Below are 13,094 nucleotides of genomic sequence, written 5' to 3'. Positions count from 1 at the left end.
CCGAAATCGGGTTGGCACCCGAGCTTCGGCACGGGCGCAAGGCTGTCGACGGCTCCTAGCCGTCCGCTGAAGCCCCGGGGAGGCCGGGGAGGTCGCGCCCCAGCAACCGGTCCGTCTCGCGGCGCTCGCGCTTGGTCGGGCGTCCGGCGCCGCGATCACGGCGCGGCAGGAGGGCGGTCAGCTGCGGGTCGGGCGGGGGCGGGCTCTTGTCGATCATGCACTGCCCGGCCACGGTCGCGCCGACGCGCTTGGTGATGAGCTGCTCGACGATGACGATGCGTTCGGAACCATGGACGCGGACGCGGATCTCGTCACCGGGCTTCAGCTGGTGTGCGGGCTTGACCGGTACGCCGTTGACCCGCACATGCCCGGACCGGCAGGCCGCGGCGGCCGCGGAGCGGGTCTTGAAAATGCGGACGGCCCAGGTCCAAGAATCAACTCGGGCCTGAGCCGTGGTGCTCAGTGGAGCAGTGGTCACACGTCGACGATACTGCGTCGGGCGTTGACGATGATATGTGCGTCAGGCGTTGATGATGCGGCGCGCGGTGACGACCTGGCTGGCGTGCAGGTTGGTGTAGGAGACCGGGGTGCCGGTCTGCACGGCGTTCAGCAGCTTGCCGTCGCCGGCGTAGATGCCGACGTGGCCGCCACCGTTGGTGATGACGATGTCGCCGGGCTGCAGGTCCTCGAAGGCGACCGGGGCGCCGACGTTGGACTGCTCGAAGCTGGTGCGGGGCAGCTCGACTCCGGCCTGCTTGTAGGCCCACTGCACGAGGCCGGAGCAGTCGAAGCTGTAGGGACCGGTCGCGCCCCAGGAGTACTGGGCGCCGACCTTGGTCTCGGCGGCGTGCAGCGCGATGTCGCCGACGGAGCTGGACTTCTGGAAGATGCTGGGCAGCTGGAACTGCGGAGCGGGAGCAGCCGGGACGCCGACCTGAGCGCCGCCGCCCAGTCCACCCGGGGTCTGCAGCGCCGTCTCGGCGTCCTTGACCGTCTGGTTGAACTGCTGCACCTGGGGCGCGAAATCGTCCGGCACGTCGAAGTTTCCGATGCCCGGGATCTCGACGGTGGCGGCGGTGGCGGTGATCGCCGGGAACACGCCGGTAGTCGTCGCGGCCATCGCACCCATGACGATGGCGCCCTTCACGGAATTCGGAAGCCGAGATTCCTGCTGCAAGCTGTGCTTACCCACTGAGCCGCATCTCCGATCTTGCTGCTGTAACGTCGCGGGCTGCCTCTCCGATGAAGCAACAGACTCCGCTAAGTCACGAGAAGATTACGACTAGGTCGCCGTGTTGTCCACCCGACACGATAGGCGCGTCGCATCTTTACGAAAATGCCCCGCTGAACAAGTAATTCGGGGTATAGGGCCGTGGATCACGAGACGATATACGTGGTCAATACGCCCGTTATCAATCCTTCGCCTCGATCGCCCGCTCCAGCTCGGCAATCCGCCGGCGAGCGTCCGCGAGATCGACTTCCAACTGCCCCAGCGCCATGACCAGCGGACCCACCGCGAGATCGGCTACCAGCTGCGGATCGTCGTACCCGCGCTCGATGGCCACCAGGATGTTGTTGCGGATGCGCGCGGCCACGATCGCCTCGGCGGGCACGTTCCAGGATTCGACCACCTCCGCGACGGTGGGCGTGGGTACGGCTTCTTCCGACATGAACCCTCCTGCGCTGGATCCCAACGAATCAGGCATAAGGGTAGAGACCCCCGGGGACACCGCGGACTCGCTGTATCTACTTCCGCCGATCGCGAATCGGCCCAGCCGGTATGCCGGTCGATAGCTGTCTCTAGTGTCCTCGATAGATGCCCGGATAATCCGCGACGACCGCGCTACGGTTGGGCCGCATGGACCCCGTCAGGAATCCCTACGCACCCGGCGCGGGGCAGCGACCGCCCGAGCTCGCGGGCCGGGACCGGCAGCTCGACGCCTTCGACATCGTGCTGGAGCGGGTGGCGCGCGGACGGCCGGAACGCAGCGTCATGCTCACCGGTTTGCGCGGCGTCGGAAAGACGGTGCTGCTCAACCAGCTTCGCTCGGCGGCCCGCTCGCGCGGCTGGGGCACCGGGAAGCTGGAGGCCCGCCCCGATCAGGAACTGCGGCGGCCGCTGGCCTCGGCGCTGCACATGGCGGTGCGTTCGATCGCTGTGACACACCGCAATCCGGAGCAGGTGGACGATTTCCTGGGGATTCTCAAGGCTTTCGCACTGCGCTCCACCGACGGCAAGGGCATGCGGGAACGCTGGAACCCGGGCATCGATGTGCCCGCGGTGACCGGGCGGGCCGACTCCGGCGATATCGAGATCGATCTGGTGGAGCTGCTCATGGAGGCGGCGGCGCTGGTGCGTGATCTGGGCATCGGCATCGCGGTGTTCATCGACGAGATGCAGGATCTCGGGGCGGCCGACATCTCGGCCATCTGCGGGGCCTGCCACGAATTGAGCCAGGACGCCGCGCCTTTGATCGTGGTCGGGGCGGGTCTGCCGCATCTGCCCGCGGTGCTGACCGCGTCCAAGAGCTACTCCGAGCGCCTGTTCTCCTACCACCGCATCGATCGGCTCGATCGGGAGTCGGCCGACCAGGCGCTCATCGCGCCGGCCGAGCGGGAGAACGTCAAGTTCTCCGAGGAGGCGCTGGACGCGCTGTACCGGAAGGCCGACGGGTACCCGTATTTCGTGCAGGCATACGGCAAGGCCGCCTGGGACGCGGCGGCGCAGAGCCCGATCTCGGCCGAGGATGTGGCAGTGGCGTCGCCTGCGGCCGAAGAAGAGCTGGCGGTCGGTTTCTTTGGCTCCCGCTACGAGCGAGCGACGCCGGCCGAGCGCGAATACATGCGCGCCATGGCCGACCTGTCCGGCGACGACGGACCGGTGGCCACCTCGGCGGTGGCGCTCGAGCTGGGACGCAAACCCGCCTCGTTGTCCCCGGCGCGCGACGGCTTGATCAAGAAGGGTCTGATCTACTCGGCCGAGCGCGGAACCATCGGTTTCACGGTGCCGCATTTCGGCCGATACCTGCGCGGCGTTCAATAACCGAAGATTAGCCAGCTGATCAAGATCATCTTGTGACAAGGCTTTTTGATCTTTGCCAGCCCCTACCGGCGGGTAACAAAGACTCCTACACTCGAATGTGATTCTCATCACGGTCGAGGAGGACATCATGGCGACTGCCGCCAAAGTCGACGCCACCGAAGAACAAGCCCGGGCACTGGTCGAGGAATCCCGCGAAACCACCTGGGCCAAGCCGTCCTTCGCCAAGGAGATGTTCCTCGGCCGGTTCCGGCTCGACCTCATCCATCCATTTCCGCGCCCCGACGCCGCGGACGCCGCCAAGACCGAGGCCTATCTGACCCGGCTGCGGGCCTTCTGCGAGACCATCGACGGCCAGCGCATCGAGGCCGAGGGCCGCGTCCCCGACGAATACGTGCGCGGGCTGGCCGAACTCGGCTGCTTCGGCCTCAAGATTCCCGAGGAGTACGGCGGGGTCGGGCTGTCGCAGGTGGGCTACAACAAGTCCCTCATGCTGGTCGGCTCCGCACACGCCAGCCTCGGCGTGCTGCTCTCCGCGCACCAGTCCATCGGCGTGCCCGAGCCGCTCAAGCTGGCCGGCACCCCCGAACAGAAGCGAGAGTTCCTGCCGCGCTGCGCCAAGGGCGCGGTGAGCGCGTTCCTGCTCACCGAACCCGATGTGGGCTCCGACCCGGCACGCATGGCCTCCACCGCGACCCCGACCGCGGACGGGGAGGCCTACGAGATCAGCGGCGTGAAGCTGTGGACCACCAATGGCGTTGTCGCCGAACTGCTCGTGGTCATGGCGCGGGTGCCCAAGAGCGAGGGCCATCGCGGCGGCATCTCCGCGTTCATCGTGGAGGCCGACAGCCCCGGCATCACGGTGGAGCGGCGCAATGCGTTCATGGGCCTGCGCGGCATCGAGAACGGTGTCACCCGGATGGACAAGGTGCGCGTACCCAAGCGGAATCTGGTGGGCCGCGAGGGCGACGGGCTCAAGATCGCGCTCACCACCCTCAATGCCGGTCGCCTCGCCATCCCGGCCATGTGCACGGCCGCGGCCAAGTGGTCGCTCAAGATCGCGCGGGAATGGTCGGCCACCCGCGTGCAGTGGGGCCGCCCGGTCGGCGAGCACGGCGCGGTCGGCGCGAAGCTCTCCTACATCGCCGCAACGACTTTCGCGCTGGAGTCGGTGCTCGATCTGTCGGGCACCATGTGCGACGAGAACCGCAACGACATCCGTATCGAGGCCGCGCTGGCCAAGCTGTGGGCCTCGGAGATGGCGTGCCGGATCGCCGACGAACTGGTGCAGATCCGCGGCGGCCGCGGCTACGAGACCGCGGCCTCGCTGCGGGCCCGCGGCGAAAGAGCCGTCGGCGCCGAGCAATTGGTGCGCGATCTGCGCATCAACCGCATCTTCGAGGGTTCCAGCGAGATCATGCGGCTGCTCATCGCCCGCGAGATGGCCGATGCCCACATGGCCGCGGCCGGGGCGCTGGTGGATCGCAATGCCGAGCTCAAGGACAAGGCCAAGGCGGCGGTCGGGGCGAGCGGCTTCTATGCCAAATGGTTCCCGCAGCTGACCGTCGGCGCCGGCACCGCGCCGGTCGGCTACGGCGAATTCGGGCCGCTGGCCCGGCACATGCGCTTCGTCGAGCGGATGTCACGCAAGCAGGCCCGCGCCCTCATGTACGGCATGGCGCGCTGGCAGGCCAAGCTCGAGTACAAGCAGGGCTTCCTGGGCCGCATCGTCGACATCGGCGCGGAACTGTTCGCCATGGCCGCGGCCTGCGTGCGCGCCCAGTCCCTGCGGGTCGACGGCAATCCCGACGGCGTGGCGGCCGAGGAACTCGCCGAGGTCTTCTGCCGCCAGGCCCGCCTGCGGGTCGAGAAGCTCTTCGACGATCTCTGGTCCAACACCGATGACGCCGACACCGACCTCACCCGCGGCATCCTCGACGGGCGCTACCGCTGGCTCGAGGGCGGCGCACTGGATCCGAGCGAGGGCACCGGCCCCTGGATCGCCGAATGGCAGTTCGGGCCGTCGGTGGAACAGAACTTGTTGCGCCCGTTCCTCCCGTCCACGAAGACGGGGGTGGCCACGTAGCCAAGCTCCGCACAGAAATCTGCCGCTCTCTAGTCCGATTGCTAGAGAGCGGCAGTTTGTGATGACAGCCGGAATGTGACGATGCGGTACTGGACCCCGGTCACTGTCGATGCGATATGAATCTACTTTTACCTAGTCCATTCACTAGATTTGAGTAGAAATTGCCCACGCCGACCGGACGTACAGGGATTTCTACACGGGTCTTGCAATGTGGCGAGACTCCGACAGATCCCCCGACAGTCGTGCATAGATCAGCGGAGACAGTTGGACAACTTGTCCATAACGCCTGGTGTGGGGGGTTAACGCAGGGGTTATTTCTATCGACAACCGGGCAAGAAGGCGCACTCTTCGGGAGGACGTCATGTCCACGATCGACACCCGCGCGGCCGATTTCGACGGCCACCACATCACCGTGTCCGCCGATGACGGCGTGCCACTCGCGGTGCGTGAGTTCGGCACCACCGACGCCCCCGTCACCGTCGTGTTCGTCCACGGGCACTGCCTGCGCGCCGAATCGTGGGCGTTCATGCGCGGGCACCTGCTGCAGATCTGGGGCGACGACACCCACATGGTGTTCTACGACCATCGCGGACACGGGGATTCCGGCAATGCCGACCCTTCCACGTACACCATCGAGCAGCTGGCCCGGGATCTGGACGCGGTGCTGCGGGCCGTGGTGCCGGCCGGACCCGTTGTCCTGGTGGGTCATTCGATGGGCGCCATGACCGTGCTGGCCTACGCCCGGCTGTATCCGGAGACGATCGGGACCCGGGTGGTCGGCGTCGGCCTGCTCTCCAGCGCCGCCAACGGGGTGACCCGGGTGGGTCTGGGGCGGCTGCTGAGCGCACCGGCGGTGAACTCGCTGCGGGTGGCGGTGCGGCGCGCGCCGCGGGCCATGCAGGCCTCGAAACACCTGAGCCGCCGCATCTTCGAGCCCATCCTGCGGGACGCCACCCTGGGCACCCGCAAGGTGAGCCCGCGCATGCTGGCGGTGGCGACGGCCATGCTCAACGACACCTCGCTGCTGACCATGGCCAGCTTCCTGGAGTCGCTGATCCGCTTCGACGAGACCGCGACCCTGCACCGGCTGGGCTCGATTCCGGTACTGGTGCTGGCCGGGTCCGCGGACCTCATGATTCCGTTCGCGCACTCGGTGGTGCTGGCCTCCCAGGTCACCGACGCCGAGCTGGTGCGGCTGGATGGCGCCGGGCACAGCGTGATCCTGGAGCGGGCCGAGGAGGTGGCCGCCGCGGTGGTGGCGCTGGTGGCCCGGGCGACCGCGGCGGTGCGCGGCGCGGACCCGGACTGCGGTCCCGACTGCGGGCCGGAGTACGCCATCGCCGGGTAGCCGGAAGATCATCCGCGACGGGCGGTTTCGAAGATCTGAAACGTCCGCCGCCCCAATTCCGCACCCGGTGACAGGCCCTCTAGCTGCGAATATTGATTGCCGACGAGACGAATCCCGCACGATCACGTACTGTGTTGTAGATCACGATGTGTGGTCTGTCACACGGCTCGAGGAGGGTTTCGATGACACGCAGCGAGATTGCGGAACTCCGCTACGCGGTCGGCCAGCTCCGGCAGTGCGTCACCGCACTGCGTTCGCATTACGGAGACGCGGGCACGGTCCGCCGGCTGGAGAACGATCTGGAAAGGCTCGTCATCGACACCGACGAGTTCGAACAGGCGCCGCCGCCGGAAGCACCGCAGGCCAAGCAGGAGACGATCTACGTCCCCGACGCCAAGCACGATGAGGCGGCCTGGATGGGCGCGCAGGACGAGGGCCTGGGCTTCCACTCCCGCCCCCGCACCAAGTAACTGATCCTTCGTTTCGAACAGCGGGAGGGCCACCTCGACAATGGCGTCGGGGCTGGGCAATTCGGCGAGCGCGGCGGGCGGGCTCAGCTGCCGCTGCAGGGCGCGCTGATGAGCCGCGCCGACCAGCAGCAGAGCCGGGGTGCGCAGATCTCCGGCCTCGACGCCCCGGGCCGACAGGTAGGAGACCACGGCGTCCACCGCGGGATCGCGATGCGGGCCCAGGTCGAGATCGCGGCTGCGTTCCCGGTAGACCGCGCCCAGTTCGCATCAGCCTGAATTCGGACGGCAGCGTCAACCGCGAGGAGCTGGCGGCGGCCTTCGCCCGGGACACGGCGGTCGTCCGGCTCCGCCCGCGCGACCAGTCCTCGGCGGCGGTTGACCGGTTCTCAGTGACGGTGCCGGCCCCGGCCGGAGCGCCGGCCGCCGACGCCGCGGAAGCGGGCGCCGCGCGGGGCCTGCGAAACCGGTTCCAGATCGGGGGATTCGAAGATCGCGGCCAGGGCGCTGCCGGGGCCCGCGGGGGTCACGGCCAGGCCGAGACCGCCGTCGCGGCGGGCCAGTTCGTGCAGCATGGTGGTGACCATGCGCAGACCCGCCGCGCCGCCCGGGTCACCGAGGGCGATCGCGCCGCCGTGCACGTTCAGGCGCTCCGCGGTGTCGCCCCCGAGGCCCAGGGTGCGGGCCAGGGCCAGCACCTCGACGGCGGAGGTCTCCTCCACCTCGAGCAGCTCCAGGTCGGACAGTTCGAAACCGGCGCGCCACAGCGCTTTCGCGACCGCGGAGGTGGCGGCGGGCACCGGGACGCCGGGGGGAGCGGTGGTGCTGACCCAGTCGAGCAGGTAGCCCATCGGCTCCAGGCCGAGATCCACCAGCCGGTCCTCGGCCACCACCAGGCAGGCCGCGGCGGCCAGGCCGCGGCTGCTGCTGTTTCCGGCCGTGGTCACGCCGTCGGGCCGGAAGGGGGACAGCGCCGCGAAGGCGCGGTGTGAGACATCGTCGCGCAACCCCTCGTCGCGGTCGACCAGGCGCACCACCGCGGAAGTGGGATCGCCGGGACGCGCGCACACCACGACGGGCGCGGTCTCCGCGCCGAACACACCCTGGCGATGGGCGCGCGCGGCCCGGCGGTGGCTGACCGCGGCGAAGTCGTCGGCGGCGGCCCGGCCCAGCTCGTGGTCGCGGGCCAGCTGTTCAGCAAGGTCCGAATCCGCTTGTCCGCGTGCGGGTTCGGCGGACCAGATCGCGATCTGCTGGTCGGTGGTGGGTCCGTCGCCGGCCGCGGGCCCTGGGCGGACGCCGGGCAGCGGCGGGACGCTGGCGGATTGCGCGTCGAATCCCCCTGCGGCGCTGGAGCATTCGGCGCCCACCGCCAGCACCACGTCGGCCGCGCCGGTGCGCACCATCATGGCGGCGGTGATCAGGGCGCGCAGTCCACTGCCGGGCCCCTCGCCCAGGGCGAAGTCACCCAGCTCCGGCGACAGTCCGCACTGCGGCAGCGCCGAGCGGATGGCCTCGGCCGCGGGGACGGCGGTGACCAGCTGTTCGACCCGCGCGGGATCGATGCCCGAGCGGCCGAGCACCGCCGCGATGACAGTGCCGACCAGCCGGTTCGGCGGCACCGCGGCGAGTGCTCCGCCGGGCAGACCCACGGGCGTGCGCATCGGCATGACGATGGCGGCGCGTCTCATTACCGGCTCCCTTCGAACCCTCAGCAGACCGACAGGCCACCACACGGTTGTTGCTGTCATATGACGGCCGGTAACCGCCGCGGACGAGCCGCCCGACCTGCGCACGGGCCGGAATCCGAAACACTCTGACAGCCCGGCGAGTTCGCGAGATTGCCGTTTGTTCACCAAGCAAACGAATCACTGAGGGCTACAGGAAATGTGGCGCAAATCACGGGATCACGAAATAGCTGTTGCGAGCTCGAGTGATAGCACCCCTGTCGTAAGGTGCTCACCATCACATTCGATGCCGGAGGTAACGATGACGTTCCACGGGGTAGAGCAGCGAGGCATCCAGCAGTGAGCGCCGCACCAGTCAAGGCTTCTGAATCGAGCACTACCGGGGTTTTCAGTAGGGGACGGGCTGCCATTTCGGCACGCACGCTCCGCACCGACCGGTGGTGGGTGCCGCCGGCCGCGACGGTGCTGGGGCTCGCGGCCTTCGTCATCTACGCGACCATCAGATCCTTTGTGCGCAGCGCGTATTGGGTGCCGGACTTCCACTATCTGACACCGTTCTATTCGCCCTGCCTGAGCGCCTCGTGCGTCGAGGGCTCCAGCCATTTCGGCACGCCGGTCGGCCACCTGCCCATGTGGATTCCACTGGGCTTCCTGGTGCTGCCGTTCCTGCTGCTGTTCCGGCTCACCTGTTACTACTACCGCAAGGCCTACTACCGGTCGGTGTGGATGTCGCCGCCGGCCTGCGCGGTGGCCGAGCCGCACGCGAAATACTCGGGGGAGACGCGGCTTCCGCTGATCATCCAGAACGCGCACCGCTACTTCTTCTACGTCGCGATCATCATCTCGGTGATCAACACCTATGACGCGGTGATCTCCTTCCACGCCAAGGGCGGCGGCTTCGGCATCGGCCTGGGGACGCTGATCATCACCGGCAACGCACTGCTGCTGTGGGCGTACACGCTGTCGTGCCACTCCTGCCGCCACATCGCGGGCGGACGGCTCAAGCACTTCTCGCAGCACCCAGTGCGCTACCGCTTCTGGACCGTGGTGTCGAAGCTGAACACCCGGCACATGCAGCTGGCCTGGACCACGCTGGGCACGCTGGTCCTCACCGATTTCTACGTCATGCTGGTGGCGAGCGGAACCATCTCCGATCCTCGCCTCATCGGCTGACAGTCCTCTATTCCTCTGTCTCCCAGGAGTATTCGGTTCCATGCCTGAAGTCGAGCGGCACAAGTACGACGTCGTCGTGATCGGTGCCGGCGGTGCCGGCCTGCGTGCGGTCATCGAGGCCCGTGAGCACGGGCTGTCCGTGGCGGTGGTCTGCAAGTCCCTGTTCGGCAAGGCGCACACCGTCATGGCCGAGGGCGGCTGCGCGGCCGCCATGGGCAATGCCAACGAGAAGGACAACTGGCAGACCCATTTCAAGGACACCATGCGCGGGGGCAAGTTCCTCAACAACTGGCGCATGGCCGAGCTGCACGCCCAGGAGGCCCCCGACCGGGTGTGGGAGCTGGAAACCTATGGGGCGCTGTTCGATCGGACCAAGGACGGCCGGATCAGTCAACGCAACTTCGGCGGCCACACCTATCCGCGGCTGGCGCACGTCGGCGACCGCACCGGGCTCGAGATCATCCGCACCATGCAGCAGAAGATCGTCTCGCTGCAGCAGGAGGATTACGCGCAGACCGGTGACTACGAGGCGCGCATCAAGATCTTCGCCGAATGCACCATCACCGAGCTGCTCAAGGACGGCGACCGGATCGCCGGGGCCTTCGGGTACTGGCGGGAGTCCGGGCGCTTCATTCTGTTCGAGACGCCCGCGGTGGTGATCGCCACCGGTGGCGTCGGCAAGTCGTACAAGGTGACCTCGAACTCCTGGGAGTACACCGGCGACGGGCACGCGCTCGCGCTGCGGGCCGGGGCGTCGCTGATCAATATGGAGTTCCTGCAGTTCCATCCGACCGGCATGGTCTGGCCGCCGTCGGTGAAGGGCATCCTGGTCACCGAGGGCGTGCGCGGTGACGGCGGGGTGCTCCAGAACTCCGACGGCAAGCGGTTCATGTTCGATTACATCCCGCCGGTGTTCAAGGGCCAGTACGCCGAAACCATCGAGGAGGCGGACCAGTGGCTGAAGGACAACGATTCCGCCCGGCGCACACCGGATCTGCTGCCGCGTGACGAGGTCGCGCGGGCCATCAACGAAGAGGTGAAGGCCGGGCGCGGCACCCCGCACGGCGGCGTCTATCTGGATATCTCCTCCCGCCTGCCCGCCGACCAGATCATCAAGCGGCTGCCGTCCATGCACCACCAGTTCAAAGAGCTGGCGGACGTGGACATTACGAAGGAGCCGATGGAGGTCGGGCCGACCTGCCACTACGTGATGGGTGGCATCGAGGTCGATCCGGATACCCAGGCGGCCACGGTGCCCGGCCTGTTCGCGGCCGGTGAATGCGCCGGCGGCCTGCACGGCTCCAACCGGCTGGGCGGCAACTCGCTGTCGGACCTGCTGGTGTTCGGCCGGCGCGCCGGACTGGGCGCGGCCACCTATGTCGAGCAGCTGGCCGCACGGCCCACGATCGCCGACACCGATATCGCCGCGGCCGCGAAATCGGCTGTGACGCCGTTCGATCCGCCCACCGAGGGCGGCCCGGGCGAGAACCCGTACACGCTGCACATGGACCTGCAGCAGACCATGAACGATCTGGTCGGCATCATCCGCAAGGAACACGAACTGAAGCAGGCCGTCGCGCATCTCTCCGAGCTGCGCGACCGCTACGACCACGTCACCGTGGAGGGCCACCGGCAGTTCAATCCGGGCTGGCATCTGGCCCTGGACATGCGCAACATGCTGCTCATCAGCGAATGCGTCGCCCAGGCCGCACTGCTGCGCACCGAGAGCCGCGGCGGCCACACCCGCGACGACCATCCGGGCATGGATCCGGTGTGGCGCAACAAGCTGCTGGTCTGCACCATCGACCCGGACGAGGTCGGATTCTCGGTGCCGTCGGTGACCGTCACGCCCGAGGCCCAGGTGCCCATGCGCACCGACCTGCTCCGGTTGTTCGACCTGGCGGAGCTCGAAAAGTACTACACCCCCGCCGATCTCGCAGAGTTGCGGGACGACGCCGGAAAGGCGGAATAGCCATGGGTTACGAGGCGAAGTTCAAGGTGTGGCGCGGTGACACCGAGGGCGGCGGCCTGCAGGACTTCACCGTCGAGGTGAACGAGGGCGAGGTGGTGCTCGACATCATCCACCGGCTGCAGGCCACCCAGGCGCCCGATCTGGCGGTGCGCTGGAACTGCAAGGCGGGCAAGTGCGGTTCGTGCTCGGCCGAGGTGAACGGGCGGCCGCGGCTGCTGTGCATGACCCGCATGTCGACGTTCACCCAGGAAGAAGTGGTGACGGTGACGCCCATGCGCACCTTCCCGGTTATTCGCGACCTGGTCACGGATGTGTCGTTCAACTACCAGAAGGCCCGCGAAGTACCGTCTTTCACGCCGCCGGTGGATCTGAAGCCGGGCGAGTACCGGATGCAGCAGACCGATGTGGAACGGTCGCAGGAATTCCGCAAGTGCATCGAATGCTTCCTCTGCCAGAACACCTGTCACGTGGTCCGTGATCACGAGGACAACAAGCACGCATTCTCCGGTCCGCGATACCTGATGCGCATTGCCGAACTCGAAATGCATCCCTTGGATGTGGCCGACCGCCGGGAACTGGCGCAAGAGGATGCGGGCCTGGGCTTCTGCAACATCACCAAGTGCTGTACGGAAGTGTGCCCGGAACACATCAAGATCACCGATAACGCGCTGATCCCGCTCAAGGAACGCGTGGTGGACAGGCAGTACGACCCGATCGTCTGGCTGGGCAACAAGCTCTTCCGGCGCTGATGGCCGAGCTGGTTGTTGATCACGAAACGGCTGCCGTTTGGCAACGGAAGTATGTTTGCGACGGCTAAGCATGGGTATCCAACTATTCGTGGACCGAGGACTCAAGAATGCGCGTCCCCGGTACCGGAAAATGGGTCCCGATGACTGGGTCGAACGGCTGATCGTAGGGATGCTCTTCGCGGTATCGGCGATGGGCGTATACGTACTCACCGGCGCACTGATGCCCGCCGTCGCGATCGGCGTACTGGTCGCCGCCGTCGCCATGGGTGTGGTCGCAATCCTCTGATACCGAGGGTTCACGGGCCCGGGCCCGTGGACCCTCGTTCAGCGAATCACCGGTCGAAGACCCCGTTTTCGAGGCCCGCCGTGAAGGATCCCCATTCCGCCGCGCCGAACACCAGCGCCGGGCCCTGCGGATTCTTGCTGTCCCGCACGCCCACTCGGCCCGCGGGCAGGAACGCCACTTCGACGCACTCCTTACCGGCCCCGCTGCGGCTGCTCTTGAACCAGCGGGCCCCGGAAAGATCCACACTCATGCTCTGTCCTTTCATCGCCTGTGCGGAGCCCTACA

The 13,094-nt window shown here is 67.5% G+C and carries 13 protein-coding genes; 8 read left to right on the top strand and 5 right to left on the bottom strand.

The features are described from left to right. Positions 1-55 precede the first annotated feature (55 nt). The 3 genes from ACWEKS_RS16990 to ACWEKS_RS16980 all read right to left on the bottom strand — a co-directional run bounded on the left by ACWEKS_RS16990 (position 56) and on the right by ACWEKS_RS16980 (position 1,670). Positions 56-478, bottom strand: a complete 423-nt coding sequence (locus ACWEKS_RS16990) for an RNA-binding S4 domain-containing protein (RefSeq protein ID WP_452340961.1) — start codon at positions 476-478, stop codon at positions 56-58. 42 nt (positions 479-520) lie between these two features. Then, on the bottom strand, positions 521-1,192 hold the full coding sequence (locus ACWEKS_RS16985) for a C40 family peptidase (protein ID WP_452340960.1): 672 nt from the start codon (positions 1,190-1,192) through the stop codon (positions 521-523). Between the two features lie 220 nt (positions 1,193-1,412). After that, positions 1,413-1,670: a hypothetical protein gene (locus ACWEKS_RS16980; RefSeq protein ID WP_354840935.1), complete on the bottom strand. Its 258-nt coding sequence runs from the start codon at positions 1,668-1,670 to the stop codon at positions 1,413-1,415. A 188-nt stretch (positions 1,671-1,858) separates the two neighbouring features. Between ACWEKS_RS16980 and ACWEKS_RS16975 the strand changes: the two genes are divergently transcribed. The 4 genes from ACWEKS_RS16975 to ACWEKS_RS16960 all read left to right on the top strand — a co-directional run bounded on the left by ACWEKS_RS16975 (position 1,859) and on the right by ACWEKS_RS16960 (position 6,944). Then, a complete protein-coding gene (locus ACWEKS_RS16975; protein ID WP_452340959.1) occupies positions 1,859-3,043 on the top strand; it encodes an AAA family ATPase in 1,185 nt (394 codons plus the stop codon). Between the two features lie 127 nt (positions 3,044-3,170). Continuing rightward, a complete protein-coding gene (locus tag ACWEKS_RS16970; protein WP_452340958.1) occupies positions 3,171-5,126 on the top strand; it encodes an acyl-CoA dehydrogenase family protein in 1,956 nt (651 codons plus the stop codon). A gap of 361 nt (positions 5,127-5,487) precedes the next feature. Continuing rightward, a complete protein-coding gene (locus ACWEKS_RS16965; protein WP_452340957.1) occupies positions 5,488-6,474 on the top strand; it encodes an alpha/beta fold hydrolase in 987 nt (328 codons plus the stop codon). Between the two features lie 182 nt (positions 6,475-6,656). Continuing rightward, a complete protein-coding gene (locus ACWEKS_RS16960) occupies positions 6,657-6,944 on the top strand; it encodes a hypothetical protein (RefSeq protein ID WP_379435940.1) in 288 nt (95 codons plus the stop codon). A gap of 386 nt (positions 6,945-7,330) precedes the next feature. On the opposite strand, the gene ACWEKS_RS16955 is transcribed toward ACWEKS_RS16960, so the two are convergent. After that, complete coding sequence (locus ACWEKS_RS16955) at positions 7,331-8,632, bottom strand: thiolase family protein (protein WP_452340956.1); 1,302 nt, start codon at positions 8,630-8,632, stop codon at positions 7,331-7,333. Between the two features lie 336 nt (positions 8,633-8,968). Between ACWEKS_RS16955 and ACWEKS_RS16950 the strand changes: the two genes are divergently transcribed. The 4 genes from ACWEKS_RS16950 to ACWEKS_RS16935 all read left to right on the top strand — a co-directional run bounded on the left by ACWEKS_RS16950 (position 8,969) and on the right by ACWEKS_RS16935 (position 12,809). After that, a complete protein-coding gene (locus ACWEKS_RS16950; protein ID WP_379400718.1) occupies positions 8,969-9,802 on the top strand; it encodes a hypothetical protein in 834 nt (277 codons plus the stop codon). A 40-nt stretch (positions 9,803-9,842) separates the two neighbouring features. Continuing rightward, positions 9,843-11,774: a fumarate reductase/succinate dehydrogenase flavoprotein subunit gene (locus ACWEKS_RS16945; protein ID WP_452340955.1), complete on the top strand. Its 1,932-nt coding sequence runs from the start codon at positions 9,843-9,845 to the stop codon at positions 11,772-11,774. 2 nt (positions 11,775-11,776) lie between these two features. After that, complete coding sequence (locus tag ACWEKS_RS16940; RefSeq protein ID WP_379384410.1) at positions 11,777-12,523, top strand: succinate dehydrogenase/fumarate reductase iron-sulfur subunit; 747 nt, start codon at positions 11,777-11,779, stop codon at positions 12,521-12,523. 130 nt (positions 12,524-12,653) lie between these two features. Continuing rightward, positions 12,654-12,809, top strand: a complete 156-nt coding sequence (locus ACWEKS_RS16935; protein WP_354840902.1) for a hypothetical protein — start codon at positions 12,654-12,656, stop codon at positions 12,807-12,809. A gap of 46 nt (positions 12,810-12,855) precedes the next feature. Here ACWEKS_RS16935 and ACWEKS_RS16930 read toward each other — a convergent pair whose 3' ends face one another. Further along, entirely contained in the window at positions 12,856-13,059 is a 204-nt protein-coding gene (locus ACWEKS_RS16930; RefSeq protein WP_354840899.1) for a DUF397 domain-containing protein, read from the bottom strand. Positions 13,060-13,094: the final 35 nt, after the last annotated feature.

It is taken from the genome of Nocardia sp. NPDC004711, assembly GCF_053601595.1.
Note: the sequence above shows the minus strand (reverse complement) of the source record. Positions and strands in the feature narration are given on the sequence as shown.

What these genes read in the sequence shown, in the direction of transcription:
- ACWEKS_RS16980 (WP_354840935.1), bottom strand. Translation starts at nt 1,670, where the DNA reads ATGTCGGAAGAAGCCGTACCCACGCCCACCGTCGCGGAGGTGGTCGAA.
- ACWEKS_RS16975 (WP_452340959.1), top strand. Translation starts at nt 1,859, where the DNA reads ATGGACCCCGTCAGGAATCCCTACGCACCCGGCGCGGGGCAGCGACCG.
- ACWEKS_RS16970 (WP_452340958.1), top strand. Translation starts at nt 3,171, where the DNA reads ATGGCGACTGCCGCCAAAGTCGACGCCACCGAAGAACAAGCCCGGGCA.
- ACWEKS_RS16965 (WP_452340957.1), top strand. Translation starts at nt 5,488, where the DNA reads ATGTCCACGATCGACACCCGCGCGGCCGATTTCGACGGCCACCACATC.
- ACWEKS_RS16960 (WP_379435940.1), top strand. Translation starts at nt 6,657, where the DNA reads ATGACACGCAGCGAGATTGCGGAACTCCGCTACGCGGTCGGCCAGCTC.
- ACWEKS_RS16955 (WP_452340956.1), bottom strand. Translation starts at nt 8,632, where the DNA reads ATGAGACGCGCCGCCATCGTCATGCCGATGCGCACGCCCGTGGGTCTG.
- ACWEKS_RS16945 (WP_452340955.1), top strand. Translation starts at nt 9,843, where the DNA reads ATGCCTGAAGTCGAGCGGCACAAGTACGACGTCGTCGTGATCGGTGCC.
- ACWEKS_RS16940 (WP_379384410.1), top strand. Translation starts at nt 11,777, where the DNA reads ATGGGTTACGAGGCGAAGTTCAAGGTGTGGCGCGGTGACACCGAGGGC.
- ACWEKS_RS16935 (WP_354840902.1), top strand. Translation starts at nt 12,654, where the DNA reads ATGGGTCCCGATGACTGGGTCGAACGGCTGATCGTAGGGATGCTCTTC.
- ACWEKS_RS16930 (WP_354840899.1), bottom strand. Translation starts at nt 13,059, where the DNA reads ATGAGTGTGGATCTTTCCGGGGCCCGCTGGTTCAAGAGCAGCCGCAGC.